This is a genomic window from Limnohabitans sp. 2KL-51 (assembly GCF_003063645.1).
GTDB lineage: Bacteria > Pseudomonadota > Gammaproteobacteria > Burkholderiales > Burkholderiaceae_C > Limnohabitans_A.
Genome location: NZ_NESJ01000021.1, coordinates 49,203 through 70,297, shown reverse-complemented (window position 1 = coordinate 70,297; position 21,095 = coordinate 49,203). Strand labels below are relative to the sequence as shown.

The 21,095-nt window shown below is 58.8% G+C and carries 21 protein-coding genes; 12 read left to right on the top strand and 9 right to left on the bottom strand.

Features of this window, described 5'->3' with window-relative positions:
• The first annotated feature begins 214 nt into the window (after nt 1-214).
• The 7 genes from B9Z49_RS18505 to B9Z49_RS18475 all read left to right on the top strand — a co-directional run bounded on the left by B9Z49_RS18505 (nt 215) and on the right by B9Z49_RS18475 (nt 5,523).
• The gene (locus B9Z49_RS18505; protein WP_108354914.1) at nt 215-508 is read left to right on the top strand and encodes a UxaA family hydrolase; all 294 of its coding nucleotides are present in this window, start codon (nt 215-217) and stop codon (nt 506-508) included.
• Nucleotides 505-1,659 carry a UxaA family hydrolase gene (locus B9Z49_RS18500; RefSeq protein WP_108354913.1) on the top strand — a complete coding sequence of 385 codons (1,155 nt, stop codon included), beginning with the start codon at nt 505-507 and terminating at the stop codon, nt 1,657-1,659. The genes B9Z49_RS18505 and B9Z49_RS18500 overlap by 4 nt, the downstream gene beginning before the upstream one ends.
• Nucleotides 1,660-1,690: 31 nt before the next feature.
• A complete protein-coding gene (locus B9Z49_RS18495) occupies nt 1,691-2,710 on the top strand; it encodes a tripartite tricarboxylate transporter substrate binding protein (protein WP_108354912.1) in 1,020 nt (339 codons plus the stop codon).
• Nucleotides 2,707-3,867: an Ldh family oxidoreductase gene (locus tag B9Z49_RS18490; RefSeq protein ID WP_108354911.1), complete on the top strand. Its 1,161-nt coding sequence runs from the start codon at nt 2,707-2,709 to the stop codon at nt 3,865-3,867. The genes B9Z49_RS18495 and B9Z49_RS18490 overlap by 4 nt, the downstream gene beginning before the upstream one ends.
• 15 nt (nt 3,868-3,882) lie before the next feature.
• The gene (locus B9Z49_RS18485; protein ID WP_108354910.1) at nt 3,883-4,344 is read left to right on the top strand and encodes a hypothetical protein; all 462 of its coding nucleotides are present in this window, start codon (nt 3,883-3,885) and stop codon (nt 4,342-4,344) included.
• A complete protein-coding gene (locus tag B9Z49_RS18480; protein ID WP_108354909.1) occupies nt 4,341-4,724 on the top strand; it encodes a hypothetical protein in 384 nt (127 codons plus the stop codon). Before B9Z49_RS18485 ends, B9Z49_RS18480 begins: the two co-directional genes overlap by 4 nt.
• Before the next feature lie 79 nt (nt 4,725-4,803).
• Nucleotides 4,804-5,523: a GntR family transcriptional regulator gene (locus B9Z49_RS18475; RefSeq protein ID WP_108354908.1), complete on the top strand. Its 720-nt coding sequence runs from the start codon at nt 4,804-4,806 to the stop codon at nt 5,521-5,523.
• Here B9Z49_RS18475 and B9Z49_RS18470 read toward each other — a convergent pair whose 3' ends face one another.
• Nucleotides 5,524-6,594: a D-isomer specific 2-hydroxyacid dehydrogenase family protein gene (locus tag B9Z49_RS18470; RefSeq protein WP_108354907.1), complete on the bottom strand. Its 1,071-nt coding sequence runs from the start codon at nt 6,592-6,594 to the stop codon at nt 5,524-5,526.
• Nucleotides 6,595-6,751: 157 nt separating this feature from the next.
• On the opposite strand from B9Z49_RS18470, the gene B9Z49_RS18465 reads away from it, so the two are divergent.
• Nucleotides 6,752-7,729, top strand: coding sequence for a tripartite tricarboxylate transporter substrate binding protein (locus B9Z49_RS18465; protein ID WP_158273537.1), 978 nt, complete (start codon nt 6,752-6,754; stop codon nt 7,727-7,729).
• A 220-nt stretch (nt 7,730-7,949) separates the two neighbouring features.
• Here B9Z49_RS18465 and B9Z49_RS18460 read toward each other — a convergent pair whose 3' ends face one another.
• Together B9Z49_RS18460 and B9Z49_RS18455 are read right to left on the bottom strand one after the other, a co-directional pair.
• On the bottom strand, nt 7,950-8,174 hold the full coding sequence (locus tag B9Z49_RS18460; protein ID WP_146188560.1) for a hypothetical protein: 225 nt from the start codon (nt 8,172-8,174) through the stop codon (nt 7,950-7,952).
• A 47-nt stretch (nt 8,175-8,221) separates the two neighbouring features.
• Nucleotides 8,222-8,560 (bottom strand): DUF4372 domain-containing protein, encoded by a 339-nt coding sequence (locus B9Z49_RS18455; RefSeq protein ID WP_158273536.1) that lies wholly within the window; start codon nt 8,558-8,560, stop codon nt 8,222-8,224.
• A gap of 372 nt (nt 8,561-8,932) precedes the next feature.
• Between B9Z49_RS18455 and B9Z49_RS18450 the strand changes: the two genes are divergently transcribed.
• Nucleotides 8,933-10,108 carry an alpha-hydroxy acid oxidase gene (locus tag B9Z49_RS18450; protein ID WP_108354903.1) on the top strand — a complete coding sequence of 392 codons (1,176 nt, stop codon included), beginning with the start codon at nt 8,933-8,935 and terminating at the stop codon, nt 10,106-10,108.
• 291 nt (nt 10,109-10,399) lie between these two features.
• Here the strand turns inward: B9Z49_RS18450 and B9Z49_RS18440 are convergent, their stop codons facing one another.
• Nucleotides 10,400-11,383: a tripartite tricarboxylate transporter substrate binding protein gene (locus B9Z49_RS18440; RefSeq protein WP_108354901.1), complete on the bottom strand. Its 984-nt coding sequence runs from the start codon at nt 11,381-11,383 to the stop codon at nt 10,400-10,402.
• A 386-nt stretch (nt 11,384-11,769) separates the two neighbouring features.
• A complete protein-coding gene (locus tag B9Z49_RS18435; protein ID WP_233254708.1) occupies nt 11,770-12,867 on the bottom strand; it encodes a S9 family peptidase in 1,098 nt (365 codons plus the stop codon).
• Nucleotides 12,868-13,307: 440 nt separating this feature from the next.
• Between B9Z49_RS18435 and B9Z49_RS18430 the strand changes: the two genes are divergently transcribed.
• Nucleotides 13,308-14,657 (top strand): IPTL-CTERM sorting domain-containing protein, encoded by a 1,350-nt coding sequence (locus B9Z49_RS18430; RefSeq protein WP_108354921.1) that lies wholly within the window; start codon nt 13,308-13,310, stop codon nt 14,655-14,657.
• Nucleotides 14,658-14,912: 255 nt separating this feature from the next.
• Here B9Z49_RS18430 and B9Z49_RS18425 read toward each other — a convergent pair whose 3' ends face one another.
• The 4 genes from B9Z49_RS18425 to B9Z49_RS18410 form a co-directional block, all read right to left on the bottom strand.
• Entirely contained in the window at nt 14,913-15,335 is a 423-nt protein-coding gene (locus B9Z49_RS18425) for a BLUF domain-containing protein (protein WP_108354900.1), read from the bottom strand.
• Nucleotides 15,336-15,574: 239 nt separating this feature from the next.
• On the bottom strand, nt 15,575-16,168 hold the full coding sequence (locus B9Z49_RS18420) for an FAD-dependent monooxygenase (RefSeq protein WP_233254707.1): 594 nt from the start codon (nt 16,166-16,168) through the stop codon (nt 15,575-15,577).
• Between the two features lie 152 nt (nt 16,169-16,320).
• A complete protein-coding gene (locus B9Z49_RS18415) occupies nt 16,321-17,097 on the bottom strand; it encodes a response regulator transcription factor (protein ID WP_108354899.1) in 777 nt (258 codons plus the stop codon).
• Entirely contained in the window at nt 17,097-18,968 is a 1,872-nt protein-coding gene (locus tag B9Z49_RS18410; RefSeq protein WP_108354898.1) for an ATP-binding protein, read from the bottom strand. Before B9Z49_RS18410 ends, B9Z49_RS18415 begins: the two co-directional genes overlap by 1 nt.
• A 243-nt stretch (nt 18,969-19,211) precedes the next feature.
• Between B9Z49_RS18410 and B9Z49_RS18405 the strand changes: the two genes are divergently transcribed.
• Together B9Z49_RS18405 and B9Z49_RS21850 are read left to right on the top strand one after the other, a co-directional pair.
• A complete protein-coding gene (locus tag B9Z49_RS18405) occupies nt 19,212-20,927 on the top strand; it encodes a ShlB/FhaC/HecB family hemolysin secretion/activation protein (RefSeq protein ID WP_158273535.1) in 1,716 nt (571 codons plus the stop codon).
• 13 nt (nt 20,928-20,940) lie between these two features.
• Nucleotides 20,941-21,093, top strand: coding sequence for a hypothetical protein (locus B9Z49_RS21850; protein WP_158273534.1), 153 nt, complete (start codon nt 20,941-20,943; stop codon nt 21,091-21,093).
• Nucleotides 21,094-21,095 lie beyond the last annotated feature (2 nt).

Below are 21,095 nucleotides of genomic sequence, written 5' to 3'. Positions count from 1 at the left end.
TCTGAAGAACGCTTTCACAATCTTCAAGCCATGTCTTTCGTTGGCCGAGTATCTTTTCTCGATTGGCGTTCAGGCCTCGAAATTGTGGCTCAAAGTCGGCAGACCCTCGGGTAATTCAGTGGTTCCAAGTTCACATGCTTGGAAGCGCGGTTGACGCACCGCTCGAACTGCGCTAACGTCCGTACTGTTATATAGCAGTTAGGAGACAAATCTCATGGTTCGCGCAATTCTTCTGGATGGCGGTGACAACGTTGTCACCCTCATCGACCCCGGCACCCAAGGCGATGAGGTCACGCTCGGCGGCCAACCACTGGCCAATGTCCGGCTGGTGGGCGACATCCCCTTCGGCCACAAGCTCGCCACGCGCCCCATCGCGCAAGGTGAGCGCATCCTCAAGTACGGCAAAGTCATCGGGCAGGCCACGGCCGCCATCCTGGCGGGTGATCATGTGCATGTGCACAACGTGGAAGCACTGCGCGCGCGCGGCGACCTAAAGGAAGCGGCATGAGCGCCACCTTCTTGGGCTACCGGCGCGGCAACGCCGTGGGCATCCGCAACATGGTGGCGGTGATCTCCGTCATGGACAACTGCAATCCCGTCACGCGCGCGGTGGCAGATGCTGTGCAGGGCACGGTGTACCTGCCGGGCTCGTTCATCCGCGGGCAGTTGGGGCGCGACCGAGCGATCACGCTGAAGGTCACGGCAGGGCTGTGCCTGAACCCCAACATCGCGGCCGTGGTGGCCATCGGGCTGGAGCCTCGCACCACGCGCGAGCTCGTGGAGCTGCTTTCCGCTTCGGGCAAGCCCGTGGAATGGGTCGACATCCAGGAGGCCGGCGGCACCATCAACTCCATCGCCAAGGGGACCCGCGCCGCGGCACGCCTGGTGCGCCACGTGTCGAAGCAGCGCCGGGAAGAATTTCCGTTGTCCAGCCTGGTGCTGGGGCTGGAATGTGGCGGCTCCGACACCACCTCGGGACTTGCGTCCAATCCATCGATCGGGGTGGTGTCCGACAAAGTAGTGGGTGCCGGCGGCACAGCTATCATCACCGAGACATCCGAATTCTTCGGCGCCGAACACCTGTTCGCCGAGCGCGCGGCCAGCACGGAGGTGCGTACGAAGTTCATCTCGGAGATCGAGACGCTGGAGAAGGAAATCATCGCGCTGGGCATCGACCTGCGCGGCTCCAACCCCACGCCGGACAACATCCGCGGCGGGCTCACCACCATCGAAGAAAAGGCGCTGGGCGCGATGGCCAAGGCGGGCAAGTCTGAACTCGTCGGGGTGCTGGGGTATGGCGATGTGCCCGAGCGCAGCGGCCTGCACTTCATGTCGGGGCCGGCGCCCGCGGTGGAGTCCATCACGGGACTTGCGGCCGGTGGCTGCCAGCTGTGCTTGTTCTCCACTGGCGTGGGAAACCCCATTGGCCACCAGGTGGCCACCGTGATCAAGATTAGCGGCAATCGCAACACCATCGAAGGCATGTCGGACAACGTCGACTTCGATGTCTCCTCCATCCTGGAGAAGGACGAAAGCATCGCCTCCGCCGGAAACAGGCTGTTCGAATACGTGTTGTCTGTGGCCAGCGGCGAACTCACCACATCGGAAGTTCTGGACACGCGCGAGTCCGCGATCAGCCGCTTCGGCCCATCGATGTAACGACGACCAACAACGAACGGAGACAAACACCATGCAACGCTTGCACTTTGCTGCTGCGGCGCGGCGGCTAAATACCCTGGCGGGTGCAGTCACCAATCTCGCCACGGTCACGGTCATCGCCGTCCTGGTTGCCGTCCCTGCGCACGCGCAGAAGTATCCCGAGCGCCCCGTGAGGCTGATCTCTGCCTATCCGCCCGCGGGCGGCGTGGACATCACCGCGCGCATCGTCGGCGTGGAGCTGGCCAAACGCCTGGGCCAGGCCGTGATCATCGAAAACCGCGCGGGCGCGGCGGGCACTGTGGGCACGGCCGTGGTGGCACGCGCGGCGGCTGACGGCTATACCATTCTGATCACTGCCAACCCGTCCATCACCATCCTGCCGCAGTTCTCCAACGTGGGCTACGACCCGAAGAAAGATCTGATCCCGATCGCCAAAGTAGGCATCGCGCCGACCATCCTTGCAGTCAACACAGACTCACCGCTGCGTAATATGAAGGACTTCCTGGAAGCTGGAAGGCAGACGCCCTCGCGCGTCTCGGTGGGCGTGCCGGGCGCGGGCTCCACCCCGCAAATCGAGCTCACGCTGTTGGGCGATCTGGTGAAATCTGAGATCACGATTGTTCCCTATCGCGGTGCCACCTTCATCGTGACCGATGTGCTGGGCAGCCAGATCACGGGAGGGGCGATGGCGCTGCCAGCTATCGTGCCGCAGATCGCAGGCGGCAAGATGCGAGGGCTGGCCGTGTTCGCGCCAGCACGCTCTTCGGTGTTGCCCGATGTACCCACCGTCCGGGAAGCTACGGGTGTGGCACTGGACGTGTTTCCCACCTGGTACGGCTTTTTCGCGCCCGCAGGCACGCCGCGCGAGGCCATCGCGCGGCTTGAAGCGGACATCCTCGCGGTGATGAAGGAGCCTAGTGTGATCGCCAAGCTCAGGGATGCCGGCACCGACGCATTGACCGTCGGCTCCGCTGCCTTCGGTCGCGACAACGAAGTCGAGTCGGCCAAACTGAAGGCTGCCGTCGAAAAGACCAAGATCCAGGTGCAGTGAACACGCTCGAAATGACAGTTTCACGCCGCCCCGAAGTGCTCATTGCGTGGGCATCGCAGGTGCTGCGGCAAGCGGGCGTACCCGAACTCGACTCGCACGAGGCCGCGCGACTTCTGGTGCGCAGCGACCAGCGCGGCTATGGTACCCACGGCTTGGCCCGGCTCAGTACCTACTGCGACCGCTTGCGCGACGGCACCTTTAACCCGCGGCCCGACATACGCATCGAACGACACGCCAGCGTCTGGGTTGTGCAAGCCGATGGCGCCATGGGGCAGGTTCTGGGCGCGCATGTGCTAAGAGCGGCACGCAAGAGCCTGCAGAGCACGCCGATGCTCTGGCTCGCCATCCAACGCACCGGGCATCTCGGTGCTCTGGGCGTGCTCGCGCTGGAAGCTGCCGAAGCTGGTTTGTTGTGCCTTCTGGGCCAGCGTACGCCACCTCTCCTTGGCCTGTTGGGCTTCCAGCGCCGCGCGATCGGCCACAACCCCTTTGCCTTCGCGGCGCCCGCTGGTGCAGGCCAACCGCCGCTCGTGTTCGACATGGCCTGTAGCGTAGCTGCGCGGGGCCACATACTGTTGGCCGCGCGCTCCAACGAGCCCATTCCCGGCGATTGGGCGCTTGATGCGCAAGGCCAGCCAACTACGGATGCGAAGGCCGCTGCGACCGGCATGCTGCTGCCCACCGGTGGCTACAAGGGTATGGGGCTGGCGATGATGGTCGAGTGCCTTGCGGCCGCCTTCGCGGCTCAGGCAGGCGCGGTGCAGCAAAAGAGCATGGCGCTGCCCGCCAATGGGGCCGTGGGCAACGAGAGTGCGTTCATGCTGCTGCTCAACCCGAATTTCGCGCAGGTGGCCGAGACAGTTGCAAGCGGGCAGGGAGACCAGCAGACCGAGCTGCGCGATGCCCCATCTGATGTACTTCCCGGTGTGCACTACGACGATACGTCGCCCGTTGCGCAACCAGTGTCCTATGCTGAAAACATGGCCCACTGGATCGGCCACTACATGCAAAGCGCAGACGATGGACTCGCGCGCGTGCCCGGTCAACGCGGAGACGCGATGGAAGCTGCTTCGCTGGCAACAGGGCTAGCATACCCCCCCGCCATCGAGGCCGAGCTGCAGGCCCTGGCCCAGCGCACCCAGATTGAACTCCCCTGAACCGAAAGACTCCCCATGCTGGTTTCTTCCCATCTTAAAAAAATCGCGCGCTTCGAGGAAGCGATGTCACTGCTCCATCCATTGGACGACTTCGAACTCTGGTTCTGGAGCGCCATGTTAGGCGGAACCAACGCCGTCAACGCCGCGCTGCACATGGCGCAGGTCACCCCCGCCGAGTCGGCTTTTCCTTCGCAGCCGGGCGTGTACCACGTGCCCGACGAGAATGCCGCAGGCGGCCACCGCGCGGTACTCAAATCGCTTGGCGACGTGCTGCACGTGGGCCGGCCCCCTATCCAGGGCCCGGTGCCCGACGACGTGCAGCGCATGATGCACGCCATGGAAATCATCGAGTCTCACCGCGACCCCTGCACCCGCGGCGAGAGCGAGCCGACAGCCGACATCGTCGCGCAGTGCCAGGCTGCATATGCGGAGTGTCTCGGCTTGTTGCGCAAGCGCCTGGCGGAGGTCCCAGCATGAACCCCACACTGCACTTCCAGAAGGCCCAGCGCATCGAACGCTCGCTGGCCAAGCTGCCCGCCCACTTGGTGGAAATACGCATCGAGGCCGCAATGCTGGCCGCCACGCACTGGCTCAACGCGTCGCTACACGCCCTGCATGCCACCGGCGAAAGCACCGACGTGTTGCACACCTACATGCTCACGGTCAATGAGTTCCGCCGGCTTAGCGCGGCGCACCATGAGCTCATGGAGATGGTGGCAGAGATCGAAGACCTGCGGCCAGTGAACGTGCGCGGCGATACACCCGGTGCCGAGGCAGCGGCTGAGCGCGCCTGCGAACTGCTCGCGCGGGTGCGCGTAATGGCGCAGGCGATCTGCGCGCAAGTGCATTCGGGCTGAACGCACCTACAGTACGCACGATCGTGCTCACCGGGCGGAACGGTCTCGTGGCCATCGGCTCAGTTAGACTCCACCGATAATGAAAACGGCAGTCTCCCCTTCCACCACCAAGATCCGCACCATAGTCGACTCGATCCTGCAGGCCATTGCCGCGGGGCAACTGCGCAATGGTGATCGAGTAGCTTCCGAGCGGCAACTGGTTGAGCAATTCGGTGTCAGCCTGGGCACCGTGCAGCGCGCCTTGCAAGAACTCGAGCACCGCGGCATCGTGAAACGCGAGCACGGCCGCGGCAGCTTCGTGCGCGGGCTCGGGGCTTCCATGGACGCTCGCTATGTGCGCTTTCGCGGCGCGGATGGTGCCGACCTGCCCCTGTATTGGCACATCCTGAAGCACCAGGGCGTGAAGGTCACGAGCCATCTGCTGAAATACTTCGGCCCTGGCGTGCCGCTGGTACGCATCGACCGGCAGGTCGATGTGAACGGCCAGTTCGCGCTCTACAGCCAGTTCTTTCTGCCCGAGCGCTCTTTTTACGCGTTGTCGGGCGAGGTCACCGATGGCACTAACCTGCGCGAGCTCATTTCGCGCCGGCTCGCACTGCCCGCGATTCGCGTGGAGAAGTCCATCGGCTTCGAAACCATGCCTACCGCTGTGGCCAAGGCACTGGCCTACGGCCCCACCAAGCCGGGCCTGATCATCGAGATGCGTGGCTACACCTCAGACGACCAGCCTGTGTACCTGCAGCGCCTGTACGGCGAGCCTTTCGCCGGTGCCATGATGGTGCTGGATACCGGCAACTGATCAAGTCGCCTGCGCCTGCCGCAGGCGCTGAAGCCGCTGCATCGCGGCATCCCACGCCGAGCTGTTCACCACGTTCGCCGGCCGCTGGCCCTGGATAGCTTGGCTCAACTGGTGTGCGGCCGAATTGGCCAGGTCGTGCAGCGCGTCTCCTGACAGGCCCGCCACGTGCGGCGACAGCATCAGCTCTGGCAACTGCAGCAGCGGGCTGTCTTCTGCCATGGGCTCGTCTTCATACACGTCCAGCGCGGCGCCGGCAATCCAGCGCTCTTGCAGTGCGCGCACCAGCGCAGCCTGCTGAACCACTTTTCCGCGCGCTGTGTTCACAAGATAGGCATGAGGCTGCATCTGGCGCAGCGTGGTCTCGTTCATGATGCCGCGGGTCTCCGCATTGAGCTCGCAGTGGATTGACACGAAGTCGGCCTGGCGTAGCACATCGGCCAGCTCCGGCAGCAGTTCCACGCCTGCAGCCTGCGCGGCCGCCGGCGCAACGTGCGGATCGTAAGCAAGCACACGCATGCCGAACGCACCCAGGCACTTGCGCGCCATCTCCATCCCGATCAGGCCCAGGCCCACAATGCCCAGCGTGCGGCCATGCAGGTCAAGCACGTCGAGCTCGGTGCGCTTGTCCCATGCGCCGCCTGCGCGCACCGCTTTGTCGCCGCGAAACAGCTTGCGCGCCAGTGCCAGCATCAAGGCAAGAGCATGCTCGGAAACGGGCCGCGTGCCGAAGCCGGGGTTGTTGATCACGGCCACGCCGTGCTTGGTGCACGAGGGTACGTCGATGGAATCGGTTCCGCGGCCTGATGAAGCCACCGCGATCAGTTGCCGGGCGTCCTGCAGCACCGGCCCGTCCAGCTTGTAGGGGTAGCGAACTATGGCCAGGTGGCAGTCGCGCAGAGCGATGCGGATCTCCTCAGGCGAAGGCGTGTGAAGCGGCACGACGTCCATCGTTTGCGCGAGCAAGGCGGCAGCGGTCTCATGGTAGATGCCACCGATAAAAGCGATCCGGGGCCTGAACCCGCTGGCCACCTGCTGCATGCCGGGCAGCGCGGATGTGGGGTAAATACTCATTCGTAGTCTCCAGATGTCTCCAATAATCCAACTGCATTATAGCAGTCTGCGATAAACTGTTCTAGAGCAGTTACGCTGCATCGCACGGCTCCGTGCTGCCTCGGCAGCCTTTCTCACGACCGCATTCTCTTTAGCCAGCTTACCAATGGAGACAATCATGAGCATCCGACGTCGCACCCTTCTCTCGATCGCACCGGCGCTGGTCGGCCTGCCCGCTTATGCCCAAACCGCCGTGGGCTATCCGAACCGGCCCGTCAAGCTGTTGATCCCGTTTCCACCGGGACAAGGCGCAGACATCTTCGGCCGCATGATCGCCGAGCGGCTGTCCCAGAAATGGGGCCAGAACGTGGTGGTGGAAAACAAGGCCGGGGGCGCCGGCGTGCCCGGCATGGTGCAAGGCAAGACCGCGCTGCCCGATGGTTACACCATGGTGCTGGGGGGCTCGCAATCAGTCACCGTCAACCCCAACTTGTACGATAAGCTGCCTTACGATCCGGTCAAGGACTTCCAGACCGTGACTGGCCTGTACATAGGCCCGCTTGTGATCGTGGTGCACCCCAGTAGCGGCTTCACCACGCTGGGGCAACTCGTGACCGCCGCCAGCAAGAACCCCGGCAAGCTCAGCTACGGCTCCGCCGGTACGGGCACTTCGCAGCACATGACGGCTGAGCTCTTCAAGCACGTGGCCAAGATCGACATGGTGCATGTTTCGTACCGCGGCAGCGGGCCGGCCATGTCCGACCTGCTCGCAGGGCAGATCCAGATCATGCTGGACGGCGTTGCTTCCGCGCTGCCGCACATCAAGTCCGGAAAGATCTTGCCGCTGGCCGTCTGCACGCCGCAGCGCATACCCCAATTGCCCGATGTGCCGACCATTGCCGAGCAGGGTTACACTGGCTTCTCGGGCATGGCGTGGGCAGCGTTGTTCTTTCAAAGCGGCGTGCCGCGCGACATCGTCGACAAGGTCAGCACTGATGTGCAGGCCGTGCTCAGGGAGCCCCAGTTGCGCGACCGCATCCTGGAGCGCGGTGGCATCCCCGACCCCCTGACCCCGGAACAAGCCACCGCATTTCTGAAAGCCGACATCGCGCAATGGGGTCGCGTGGTGAAGATTGCGAACATCAAGATCGAGTAACGGCGAAATCGAATAGAAGCGAGATCGAATAGCAGCGCCCCTGGAGCTCGCACCGCGTGCTGTGGCTGCACCGAAGCGGACACACTTGCCGCAGGCTATTCCTGCCCCAGCCCCAAAGAGGCGCCATCTGCTCATTGACGCAGATGGCTGGGTCTATCCCCAAGGGATAGCCCCGAATTGGCTGCAAGTCAGCATCCGAGAGGCTGCCTTTTCTTCCGCGTTATTGTTTGTCCCCGTTTTCGTAGGTCAGCAGGTGAGGGGCATGGATTCGCCAGACAAACTTCTTGTCGCAAGCTTTGGCGTCCCTGCCGAGGACTTTGACATCGTGCATCTTGCCGTCGCTGATGTGAATAAAACTCGGAATCGTTCCACGCAGATCCATCAATGTGTGAAGTTTGATGGCTGCTTTTATCGTACGAAGCTGCATCCGAGAAAACAGGCTCAAACACAAATCGATCGTAGTCGAATCCAAATAGTAAACGGTTGCGCCCATCAACGAGTTGAGCTCGGTGCACGGTGCTCGTTGGCGTGGAGCGGGCGAGCCACACCGATCAAATGATGCGCCAACTCGGCAAAGACTTCCCACAGCCGAACACGGTTGGCGTTGGCCAATGTGTTGCTCGAGATGGTCTTGCAGCGAAAGCCCAAGTGATAGAGATGTAGGCGCTGCACACGCAAATTGATCTCGATATCGCGCAAAGACTCGAGAGCGGTCAGTTGGGCAAAAGACAATGCCAAGAAATGATCGAGGCAGGAGAAATCTTTGTCCTTATGCTGTACCCGCCTGGTCAAAACCATTCGGATGAAAGTCTTCAAGGACAGGTAAGTCATGACTTGCGCAAAGACGAGTTGACCCGAATGCATGACCGCTCCCAGAAGATGAGATCTGCCAAGCACGTCCCAAGTCCAAAAAACGATTCAAAACGTGGACAAAGGAAAAATCAGATTTATCCAAATAAATCATTGGGTTATGTCAAATCAGCGGACAAACGTTGGGACACTAGTGACAACAAGATAAGAGTAATTTTTACCCGCTGCCTCCCTCAAAAGGCTCCCCCAGTGAAACTGGCACACTGGCGGGAAAGCAGGGTTCGCTCGGGGTTCGAAGCCTGTTGCTGAGGTCTATACTGCGGCTCGCGCGGTTATTTATGGCTTATCCGTTCGAAGATTGCTGATAATTCGCCAGCCCCTTCTCCAATAACTATGCCTATATCCCTAAAACACATCCTGTCCCTCGACGACTTCGAAAAGGCCGCCCGCCGCCACCTACCCCACCCGCTGTTCATGTTCGTGGCCAGCGCGGCCCAGGATGGCCACACGATTCGGGCCAACCGATCGTCTTTCGATGACTTCGCCCTGGTGCCACGCGTGCTGGTGGATATCTCCAGGCGCACCACTGAAAAGACCCTGTTGGGGCAGACCTGGAAAGCGCCCTTCGGCATCTCACCCGTGGGCGTGGCCGCGCTATGCGCATACCGGGGCGACATCGTGATGGCTAAGGCGGCCGCCGCTGCGGGCATTCCCATGGCCTTGAGTGGCGCATCATTGATTCACATGGAAGAGGTGGTGGCTCAGGCGCCCGGCACTTGGTTCCAGGCCTACATGCCCGGCGACGAGCCTCGCACCTTTGCCCTGGTCGAGCGCGTCGCCCAGAACGGCTTTGACACCATGGTCATCACGCTGGACACCGCCGTCGCGGCCAACCGTGAGAACAACACGCGGGCAGGTTTTCACATTCCGCTACGTCCCAGCCTGCGCCTGGCCTGGGACGGCGTCTCCCACCCGCGCTGGCTGCTAGGCACCATGATGCGCACACTGTTGCACCACGGCATGCCGCACTTCGAGAACACCTACGCCACCCGGGGCGTGCCCATCATTTCGCGCCATGTCGAACGTGGCTATTCGGAGCGCGGCCACCTTCACTGGAAGCATTTCGAGAAGATCCGCGACATGTGGAAAGGCAGGCTGCTGGTCAAGGGGGTTCTGTCGGTGCACGACGCCCGTCAGGCACGTGACCTGGGCGCCGACGGAGTGATCGTGTCCAACCACGGCGGGCGGCAGCTCGACGGCGCGGTGGCGCCGATGCGCGTGCTGCCCGGCATCGTGGCGGCTTGCCCGGACATTCCCGTCATGCTCGATGGCGGCATCCGCCGCGGCGGTGACGTCCTCAAGGCCTTGGCCCTGGGCGCCCAATTTGTATTTACTGGGCGTCCTTTCATTTTTGCTGCTGCGGTGGCGGGCGAGGCGGGTGTTCGCCACGCCATCAGCCTGTTGTCCGCGGAAGTCGATCGCGACATGGCTCTGCTGGGCATCACTCACCTGGACCAGCTCAATCGCGATCACCTGTTTCGCCTGGCGTCCCCCTCAGGCGAGCTCTAAGCCCGGTGGCCTGTCGGCCGCCACCTTCCAGTGTGAAACTTACCGTCGGCACGGTGAATTCATCAAAGGGCGCGCCCAGTGCGATGTCGCCGCTGCCGTGCAACACGCAGTCATTGCGCCACAGTACTGTCTCCTGACCTGCTGCATGATGAGACACGACCTCACGTCGACGAGTTGCCTGCCGTTCGAGCCGTAATCCGCCCGACTGCTTCAATGGCTTCCCCTAGCGGTGAGACACAAACTGGACAAGTCTATTGAGCTGGCGGCACCTGCGTGCATGGCCCCTAGTCTCTAGGTCACTTCGATATTGGCGGCCTGGATCACGCGTTTCCAGCGTTCGATCTCCGTCTTGATGAATACGGCAGCCTCCGAAGCTGGCTTCGGCGTCAGCGTAAAGCCCAGGCGTTTGGCCTGCGCTTCCAACTCTGGGCTGGACATAATCCTGACCATCTCCCGGGAATATTGATCGACGACAGCATCGGGCGTGTTCACCTGGATCATCACGGCGTTCCAGTTTTCGACTACCAGGTCCGACATGCCCAATTCGGCTGTGGTCGGCACCTCGGGAATCATGGCGTGGCGGCTGGCGCTGCAGACTGCCAGCGCGCGTAGCTTGTTGCCCTGGACGTTGGCTATGGCTTCGGGGAAATTGGCGAACACGACATCCAACTGGCCCCCGACCAGCGCACCCACGGCGGGAGCGCCCCCCCTGTAGGGCACGTGTGTCATCGTGGTGCCGGTCAACTGGTTGAACAGCGCCATGGTCAGGTGCTGAGGAGTTCCATTGCCGCCTGAGCCAGCATTGAGCCGCCTCTTCCGTGCTGTCGCGATCAGATCCTTGAAGTCCTTGACCGGGCTGTTCTCCGGCACAACGATTAGCATCGGCGAGCCGATCAGCAGGGCGACAGGCCGCAGGTCACGCACGAAGCTGTAACCCGAATTGGGCAGCAGCGTTACGTTCGCGGCGTGCGACAGGGTGATCGCCAGCAGTTGTGAACCGTCGGGCGCAGATTGGGCGATGTACTGCGCGCCGATCTGGCCATTGGCTCCTGTCTTGTTGTCGACTACGACGGATACTTTCCAGTTCTCCGACAGTCTCTGCGCAATCGCGCGCGCGACGATGTCGGTCAGACCGCCCGCTGCGTAGGGCACAACGTATTTGATCGGCGTGCCGGCTTTCAGGAACGCAGGCGCCTGGCCCTGCGCGATGGAAAAACCCGACTTGGCGAGCAGGCTTGCGCCGCAAGAAGCGAGCAGAATTTTGCGGCGTTCCATCACAGTCTCCTTATTTTTGAGTAAGGCACAAAACAAGCTTCGGATCTCAGGCGCATTACAACGGAAGCGTCAGCAGTCGCTGAGCATCTCGGATGATGTTAACCTACACTTGGTCAATGAGCAAACGCTGGGGTTCCTTCTGGCGGCAGTCAAGTATCAAGTCGATCTGCGGCGCGAGTTACATCGATGTAACCAATAGATGTATTGACATTTCGAAAGATGAACCGCACACCAAGTGCTTGATTTGCGTATTCATCAAAATCTTAGGCAGTAAAAACATATCTCAGCGCAGAAGTTCTGCAGCCTTGCAGCTTGATCGCCAACTCATCGACGCAACTCTTTTTGGCCAGACTCCACTATTGCGACAGAACCAATAATGATGCAGCTCAGGGCACCCACACCACATCATTGTCCACGGCATACAGCTTGCAAGGCAGCCCCGTACGTCGCTGGCAAAAGCCCAACGCATTTGACATTGCGTCATCACCCCATGCGTAGCCGAGGCGGCCACCCGAACCGAGGGCAAAAGCCTTGGGCGATTTAGCTGCAAGGTATTTTGGGTAAGTTTCGTCGCGTTGTTTGGAAGATATCAACGGTACAGCAGTTGCATCTAGCGCTTTGCCTAGACCGGTGACGGCAGGCTTGCCCATTACGCCAGGAGTCGTGAAACCGTGACGAGCAAGAAATTCGTCAACCACCGGTTGCCACAAGTCGTTGGCGCGCACCAGCAGGGCGTGCCCATCGTCACCAAACGGCGGCATCAGCTTGAATTCTGCCTTTGCACCAGCCTTGGTGAAGGCTTCAAACCAGGCGCGCGCATTTTTGGGATTGAAGTATTTGTCGTTCTCTGAGTACATCCACAGCATCGGTGCAGTTGCCGTTTTCCCCCAAGCCGCAAATGTGTTCTCCAGCAAGTAAGCTTGACAAGGATTACCAGGACGGGTTTCTGGGTTGCCACCATGTCCGCCAGCAATGTTGATTGCTGCGACAAGCCCATCGGGTCTGGTCGCTGCGGTCGCAACCGTTGTAAAGCCACCTAGCGATTGGCCCATGATGACAAGGCGACTGGGGTCAATGTCTGCCTCCTTGCGCATATGTGCCACGACAGCCAACACCTGAACAGCCGCTGCGTCGCCGGCTGGTTGGTAACGCGGATTGTTACAGCTCATGCTGTCTTCAGGGTCACCCGCGCTGGCTGATACGCCATAGCCCAAACGCTGCGGCACTGCAACCGCGAAGCCCTTTCGAATAAAAAATCGGGCGATGGGCTCGTATCGCTGCCGTGGGGCTTGGGCTCGGGTGGCTGAATCACGGCCATGGTTCATCACCACCAGCGGAAACGGCCCTGGGCCTTGGGGGCGAAACGTTGTGACCAGCACGTCTCCGGAGATTTCTTTGTTGAACGCATCTTTAACCGTCACGGGCACCCGCACGATAGCCTCACGAATGTCGAGCGACAGTTGCTCAGGCGGAGCAGGCTGCACGTCTTGCGCCGACGCTTGGAGACTAAAGGTCAGCAAAAAACTTAAGGCCACCAAGTACCGCATGTGGGTTTTTCCTTTGGCATAGCTGTTCGTGATGATGTTCATAGGAGAAGCTCAAAGAGATAGGCGTTTGAACCGCATGAGCCCAAGTATCGCCCCTTGGAAGACATATTCACTTCAGCATTGGAACTTCGATTTTTCGACCTTGAACGGCCGCATGAATGGCGGATTCAAGAACGAGGTGCAACACGGTACAAATTCCAAATCGCCTAAGAGTTTGGACAAGGGGCCATACAAGAAACACTGGCCGCCAAGCATGTAGCATGACTTTGACGTTTTTTGTCAAGACTTTACAAGATTTAATAAAATCATTATGATTTTTTGACTTCTATTTTTGTTGATTTATAAATTTTTTAGATTATTTAATTGAGTACGAAATAATGCAAAAACGCCTATCTTTCGAAAAAGTATTTCTACCTGCATTCAAAGCTTCAATCCAACGACTGATGGCCATTTTGGCAATGGTCGTTTGCTCAACGGCGGCTCATGCGCAAATCTTCGCCCAAAAAACACCAGCCAATGGGCTTGGCAGCCATGCTGTTAATGGCGTTTTTGCTAGCGGCACGACCGTTTACGCTGCGACTAATAATGGGCTGAGTATTTCTACAAATGGTGGCGATTCCTTCACCAACAGAACCACAACCCATGGGCTTGGCAGCAGTGCTGTTTATGGCGTTTTTGCTAGCGGTACGACCGTTTACGCTGCAACTAATGGTGGGCTGAGTATTTCTACAGATGGTGGCACCACCTTCACCAACAGAACCACAACCCATGGGCTTGGCAGCAATAGTGTTTGGGGCGTTTTTGCCAGCGGCACGACCGTTTACGCTGCAACAGATAGTGGGTTGAGTATTTCCACAAATGGGGGCACCACCTTCACCAACAGAACCACAACCAATGGGCTTGGCAGCAGTACTGTTAATGGCGTTTTTGCTAGCGGTACGACCGTTTACGCTGCAACTAATGGTGGGCTGAGTATTTCTACAGATGGTGGCACCACCTTCACCAACAGAACCACAACCCATGGGCTTGGAAGAAATGAAGTTAATGGCGTTTTTGCTAGCGGCACGACCGTTTACGCTGCAACATGGGGCGGGCTGAGTATTTCCACAAATGGTGGCGTTTCCTTCACCAACAGAACCACAGCCGATGGGCTTGGCGGCAATATGATTTGGGGCGTTTTTGCTAATGGCACGAACGTTTACGCTGCACCAGCGGGTAGGCTGAGTATTTCTACAAATGGTGGCGCTTCCTTTACCATAATGACCTCAGCCAATGGGTTTACCCATGGCGATACTAGAGGCGTTTTTGTCAGCGGCTCCACCATCTATGCCGCGACAGTCGGTGGCCTTTTTATCTCTTTAGATCTACCAACGGTCACAGCCGTCAATCCAAGCTCTGGCTCAACCCTTGGCGGCTCATCCATCACCATCACGGGCACTAATTTGACCGGGGCAACGGGCATTACGGTAGGCGGTGTAGCCTGTTCGGCATTCAGCGTGATCAGCAGCACTTCAGCCACATGCACCACGCCAGCAGGTAGTGCTGGAGCCGCTAGCGTTCTGGTCACCACACCGGGTGGCACAAATACGGCGAACTCTTTGTTCACTTTCGCCGCTCCGGTAACTTCAACGGCGCCCATACCAACGTTGTCCGAATGGGTCATGATCTTGATGGCCAGCTTGATGGGGATGTTCGCGTTTATTCGCTTGCACAAAAAACTGAAGTAAATCAGGTCAGCAGAAATTCAGGCGTAGGACTGACCCGCCTCCATCAATTGATCGCCAAAGCAATCAGTTAAAAACCGATTCAAATCACAAGTTCAGCGATTGGTTTTTTCTGTTTGATAAGTCTTTGATCCAATCTTAAGTTACGCCTGTTAACGTTCCGTGGTGCATTACTTTTGATTAGAAGGGTGAGAACGCTGCCAAATTCGGGCATGAATGCCGTTGCAAAGGGAGCACACAGCGTGACTTGTTTCAAAGTCACGCATCCATGATGGTGATTGGGCTGCTTGATTTGATGAGTGCATCAAGCAATGCCATGGCGTCCTCTGCTGAGGCTGAGTAAGGATCAAATTCTGGATGCGCCATCTTGACCATCGGATCATCTTTGTCCAGATGAACAAGTGCCATGGACCATTGCTCAAATTGTCGATGCTTAATTTCGTTCATCGACAACATCTCGATATTTTGGTGCTGGCGGTCCCCCATGATCCGAGAGTAAAGACGGTTGACTTGACTTCTTTCACCCTCTAACGCCTGCAGCCATAAGCCTGCACCTTGACACAAAATACCGGTGATATTTGCCTTTTTGTTATGGGTATGAGATTTCATTAAGATCGATGTCGTGACCGTCGTGGTAATCGGTCCTACAGGCTGGCTGACATATAGAAGGCGTACCAACATGTGTGATTTCTTTCATGGTTTGGGAAAGCAATCTGCAGCGGTCTTTTTGATGATTGGCTGTCCCCAAAGCCATCTTACTTGAACTGCTTGGATGCGACTGGCACAACGCCACAACGTGGCGTGCACTTGATGCATTGGACTGCAATAAGCTGTCACCGACAAGCTGAAGCGGGGCTGATGCTTTTCTCAGTGGCCCCTCTGCTCGCTTTGGGGCATACAGACCCAGCGGGTGAAACCCATCAGGCGAGAACGGGCAGACCCGTGAAGTTGTGCGCGAACTCTGCACGCCCCTCCCGAGTACCGGTCATGTAGTTCAGATCTGCCAGTTGCATCCCGCGTTCGAAGGCGCTTTGCCCCGGAAATTGGTGGACCATCGTGCAAAGGCCAGCTGAGAACCGCTGGACCAACCACATGCGTTCGAGGCAAGTGTCGGCGTAGCGGTCTAGCCAGCGCTGATCTTGGCGTTTGTAGTGTTCCACCAGCGAGCGTCCCAGCACCTTGATGTCCGCCATCGCAGCATTCAAACCCTTGGCGCCTGTGGGCGGAACGATGTGGGCAGCATCGCCAGCGAGGAACAGGCGGCCAAAGCGCATGGGTTCGCAGATGAAGCTGCGCATGGCGGTGACGGCTTTTTGCGTGATGCGACCTTCGTTGATGGGGGGCTGCCCATCGACATCGAGCCGCTTGTGCAATGCCGCCCAGATGCGATCGTCTGACCAGTTGTCGGGGCTGTCGTCAGGTTCGCACTGCAAATACAAGCGGGTGACCTCGGGCGTGCGGATGCTCATCATGGCGAAACCATCGGGATGGCAACCCCAGGTGGTTGACGTCAATTATCCTGACACACCAGCCAAGGTAATTGTCGTCAAACATCGGCGAAACCTTCGGAAAAGTCAGCACCCCACAACACGCCCAATCTCTCAGCTTGTCCGGCACCGTTGGCCTGTCACGCAGGTGGATCCGCAGCAGAGAGGGTGGATTTTCTTTATTGCATAACGACTGGAACGCACAGGGCATAGCCCACCTTATGCAAAGACTTGATGTTTGGTGACGGCGCACCAACGGCCGCTAGTTTTTTTCGCAAACGGGTGATGCGCATTTCCATGGTCGAGGCTTGCGTGGGTGCCGCTTCGTTGCCACCCAAGATTTCGGCCATTTGCCAACGTTCGAGTTTTTTACCGGGTGCGCGCACGAATGCACTCAGCACCAGCACATCACTGGCTGTTAGCTCCACCTTGCCGTCGGGTCCACTCAGTTGCATCCGATCTAGGTCGAGCAGTAAAGCGAGATGATTTTGCCCCAGGGTGCGTAACCTTTTTCCCAAAGCGCTCACGCCTGCCATCAACTCCCGCGAGTCCACGGGCTTGGTCAAGTACAGGTCTGCGCCACTTTCGTAGCCCAGCACCTTGTCACCAATCTGCGCACGCGCTGTTGTGATCACGATACCGACATTGGGTTGCGCCGCCCGCAGTCTGAGAGTCAGGCTTAAGCCATCTTCATCGGGCAGATTCAGATCAATCACATACACGTCGGGAATAAAGCCGCCGGTCACATCATCAATGTCTTCCGCCATGGGGACGCCGCGCACATAATGCCCTTGCTGCTGCAAAAATGCCAGCATCGCTTCTCGTAGCGCATCGTTGTCTTCGACCACCAATATCTTGAGGGCGCTGTGTTGCATGGGGTTATGGTTCAGCTTTTTGGGGGGTAGTTTTGTTGATATTGCAACATTTACAATCCGATCCCCCACCATAGCTAACATCAAGAGGGCTTATGTGGCAACCAGATGGTGAAGACGGCACGGTCAAGTTGTGTCTCGTAAGCAATACGCCCCTGCATCAAATCCAGCAAGCCTTTTACTAAAAACAGACCCAAACCTGACCCGGATTGCCTGCGAGCCTGGGGGCTGCGGTAGTATTTTTCGAATAAGCGCTCGGCATGGGGTAGACCCGCTGGCCCAGACGCGTTGCTCACCTGCCACAACCAACCCGTTTGCCCTTTTTCCTGTGCGCTGCGCAGGCTGATCTGGATGCGACTACCGGGCGCACCGTATTTGCAAGCGTTGTCCAGCAGATTCCCCAGCACGATCGTCAACATCTGTGCATCGGTTTGCAAGAGACCGCTCTTGTCGGGTAGCAACAGATCTACCTGCTCCGAAAGGCGACAACTTTGCACGCACACCTGTGTGAGCGCGATCGGATCCAGGCTTTGCCAGTCAGCTTGCAGCCCATGATCTGCCAACTGCCCCGTGTGCACGCAGCGCTCAATCACCTGATTCATGTCGGTAATGGTGCGCTGCATGATCTCGGGCTTGAGCTGACCCATGTCCATCCACAAGCGCAGCGTGGCCAGCGGGGTTTTCATTTCATGTGCCAGCATGGCAAAGAGCTGGCTTTGTTCTTCGCGATGTCGTTTTTCGCTTTCCGCTTGTTGCTGGCTGCGTTCCAGGGCCAAGCTAATCAGCATTTTTTCTTTTCCTAGCGCCTGAGCTCGGATCTGCAAAATGAGAAACATGACAACGCCGTCTAAAACGATATGGGCCAAGCTGGCAAACAACACCATCCGATGAGGCTCAATCCAGCCCAGGTAAATCAGACCGGGCATTGAATTGATCGAGCTGTAGGTCACCAAATAGATCAGCAAAACGGCCAGTGGAATAGGCTGTTGGGCGCGCTTGGGAGCCGCAGTTAAAAGTGCCACGAGCGAAACTGCCAAACCTGTCAGTACGCCGATATTGGCAATTGCCAGCATCAGGTGGGTGTACCCGAGCACATGCAGCAGCGGCAAGGTGGCCACCGCGAGCGGCACCCCCAGAGTGGCTCTCCATGCCAGTCGGACAGGTCTATAGCCTTCGATCAGCGTGCTGAAAAACCAAAGTGAAGTGCTGATCATGGCGATAAACAGCATTGATGCCAGGGTGGTAAGCACGCCCTCGGGTAGCCATGGGCCAATCACCACGCGTCCAAAGCCCATGATGAAAAAAGCCCAGACGGTGGCAAACAGCTGTTTCAAGGCAAAAGCGCCAATGACCTTTTCGCGGGTACCCCACCACTGAATAAAAGCCCAAATCGCAAATATGGCGGACGACGCTATCAAAAAGCCCATAGCCCATTCCTGCAAACGGTTCAATTGCTGGGTCTGGCCATACGGCATCACCTCCACATGCAGCGTGCGGGCGCTGGTGCTGCGCATTTGCACATAGACCGTGCGCTCGTGCGGCAGGGCTGGCACCTGCATCATGAAATTAATCGAAGCCGAGTCTTCGCCGATGGGCGGCAAGGCGTCACCCGTGCGCGTGACCCGGCCGGTGGCGGGGTCGTAAAGCGTCACATAGTCCAAAAAAGGTGGGCGCACGCGCACCACCCAGGGCATTTGCACGTCTTGTTCGGCCGCCTTCAGTTGCAGCTTCACCCAGATCGTCTCGGTGCCAAAACCCCAGCTGTTCCATTCGGGCAGATCCTGCCAGTCGCTGGCCTTTTGAGCATCTTGCAACGTATCGAGCCCGGTTTTGTCCATGCGCCATTGGCGCGATTTAACCAGCGGATGAGAGGCAGATTCGTCGGCGAACGCCCCGCCAACCAGCAGCAAGAAAGTGCAAAGCGACAAGCACAAGCGGGTGAAAAACAAAGGCATGGGGGAGTCCAAGCAAATAGGGTGCAGGCGTCATGAAGTGTCGCTTGGCTAACGCCTCGTGCCACATCCTTGGCACCGCATGCCAAAACTCATCAGAGACTGTATGGCACTGCCGCCCAGACTTGGGTTTTGGTTAGTTTTGGTGAATGCACGTGATTAATCTATTAAAAAAAACTAATTTTCACATACTTTGAAATCTCAAGCCCGAGAGGGCGTCACAAGCATCCAAGACCTATGTTCCTTATGAATATGCGTGATGAATTCATGATCCCAAGGCGTTGGTTTTCTATCGTGCTGGCTGTGGCCGGGGTGGCAGGCTTGCACGCTTGGGCTCAAGCCTTGCCCGATGCCGGCAGCATCCGCCAACAGATAGAGCCGTCACGCGCGCACACCTTGCCACCCGCAGCGCCACCGCAGCGCGCCGCGCCGCCACCCGAGATCAAGCCACCGGTGGGCATGACTGTGCAGGTCAAAGCCTTTCGCCTGGAAGGCAACACCCTGCTCAGTTCCGAGCAATTACGCGCCACCTTGAATGCATTCGTCGGTCGCGATCTTGGTTTTGAAGGACTGCAAAGCGCGGCGGACGCAGTGACCGCCGCCTATCGCGAGGCGGGCTGGATCGTGCGCACCTATTTGCCGGAACAGGACATCAGCGAGGGGACGATCACCTTGCACGTGTTGGAAGCGCGCTTCGGCGGTGTGCGCTTCGAAGGGGAGTCTTCTGCACGCCTGAAGCGCAGCGAAGTATTGGCCTTTGTGCAACGACAGCAAGCCACGGGCATGCCGCTGGCCGCCAACGCCCTTGACCGCGCCTTGTTGCTGCTTGACGATCTGCCCGGTGTGAGCGTGGCAGGTACGCTGTTGTCAGGACGGGCTGAAGGCGACATCGATCTGTCTGTGCAAACCACAGACGAGCCTTTTGTGTATGGCGATATCGGCCTGGACAACACCGGCGCGCGCTCGACCGGTAGCCAGCGCCTGACGGCCAATCTGAACATCAACAGTCTGGCGGGCAGGGGGGACTTGCTCAGCCTCAACACCTTGCATACCCGAGGCATCGACTATGTCCGCTTGGCCCACACCGTGCCCTACGGCCACAACGGCTTGCGCTTGGGCGTGAGCGCCAGCAACATGCAATACAAGTTGGTTGAGGGCTCCGAAAGCATCTTGGCATTGCAAATCCAGGGGCGCTCCAGCAGCCTTGGCCTCGACTGGAACTACCCACTGGTGCGATCCCGTTTGCAAAATCTGTATTTTTCGGGTGGACTCGAAAAGAAGGGCTTCTCCAGCACCAACCGCAACAGCAGTCCGGCCGATCCTAAAAGTGCGTCCGACTACGAAACTGACAGCTTGCGTCTGGCCCTGTCGGCCAACCGCTTTGACGATTGGGGCGGTGGCGGTGCCAACAGCGCTTCACTGCAAATGCTCTGGGGACATTTGACGGCCATGCAGGCGCACAGCCAGTTCGACACGCTGGAGCGTGCTTACCGCAAGCTGGGCTACAGCCTCAGTCGTCAACAAACGATCACGGACAACCTTTCGTTGCTGCTCAGCCTGCAAGGCCAGCAGGCGGGGCAAGTGCTCGACTCGTCTGAAAAATTCTTCATTGGCGGCGCCAGCTCGGTGCGCGCCTACCCGGTGAGCGAACTGGGCGGTGAGCGCGGTCAAACGATGTCGGCCGAGTGGCGCTGGCGTCTGCCGCCAGATTGGGTGCTCAGCGCCTTTGTGGACCATGGGCGGGTGGTGAGTTTGCCCACCACCCTGAGCGACCCCATCAGCCGACTCGCTTTGCGTGGTCACGGCCTGAGCGCCAACTGGCAAGGCCCTAAAGGCCGCAACGCGAAACTGATCTGGTCACGCCGCGACGGCAGACATCCCGCACCTACATCCAATGGAGCCGACAGCGACGGAACGCTCAAGATCAACCGCTGGTGGTTCACCGCCAGCCTCCCTTTTTGATCACAGGCGGTCCATGCGCACCTTTGTTTTTGCATCCACCTTGCATGTCCAGATGCTGTCGCTGCGCAACCTTGTGCCCCTGCTCGAACGCAGCCAAGCCACCCTCGAAAAACAAGACAAACCGGCGAGCAACAACAGCAACGCCAAAGCCCCTGATATGGCCTGAAT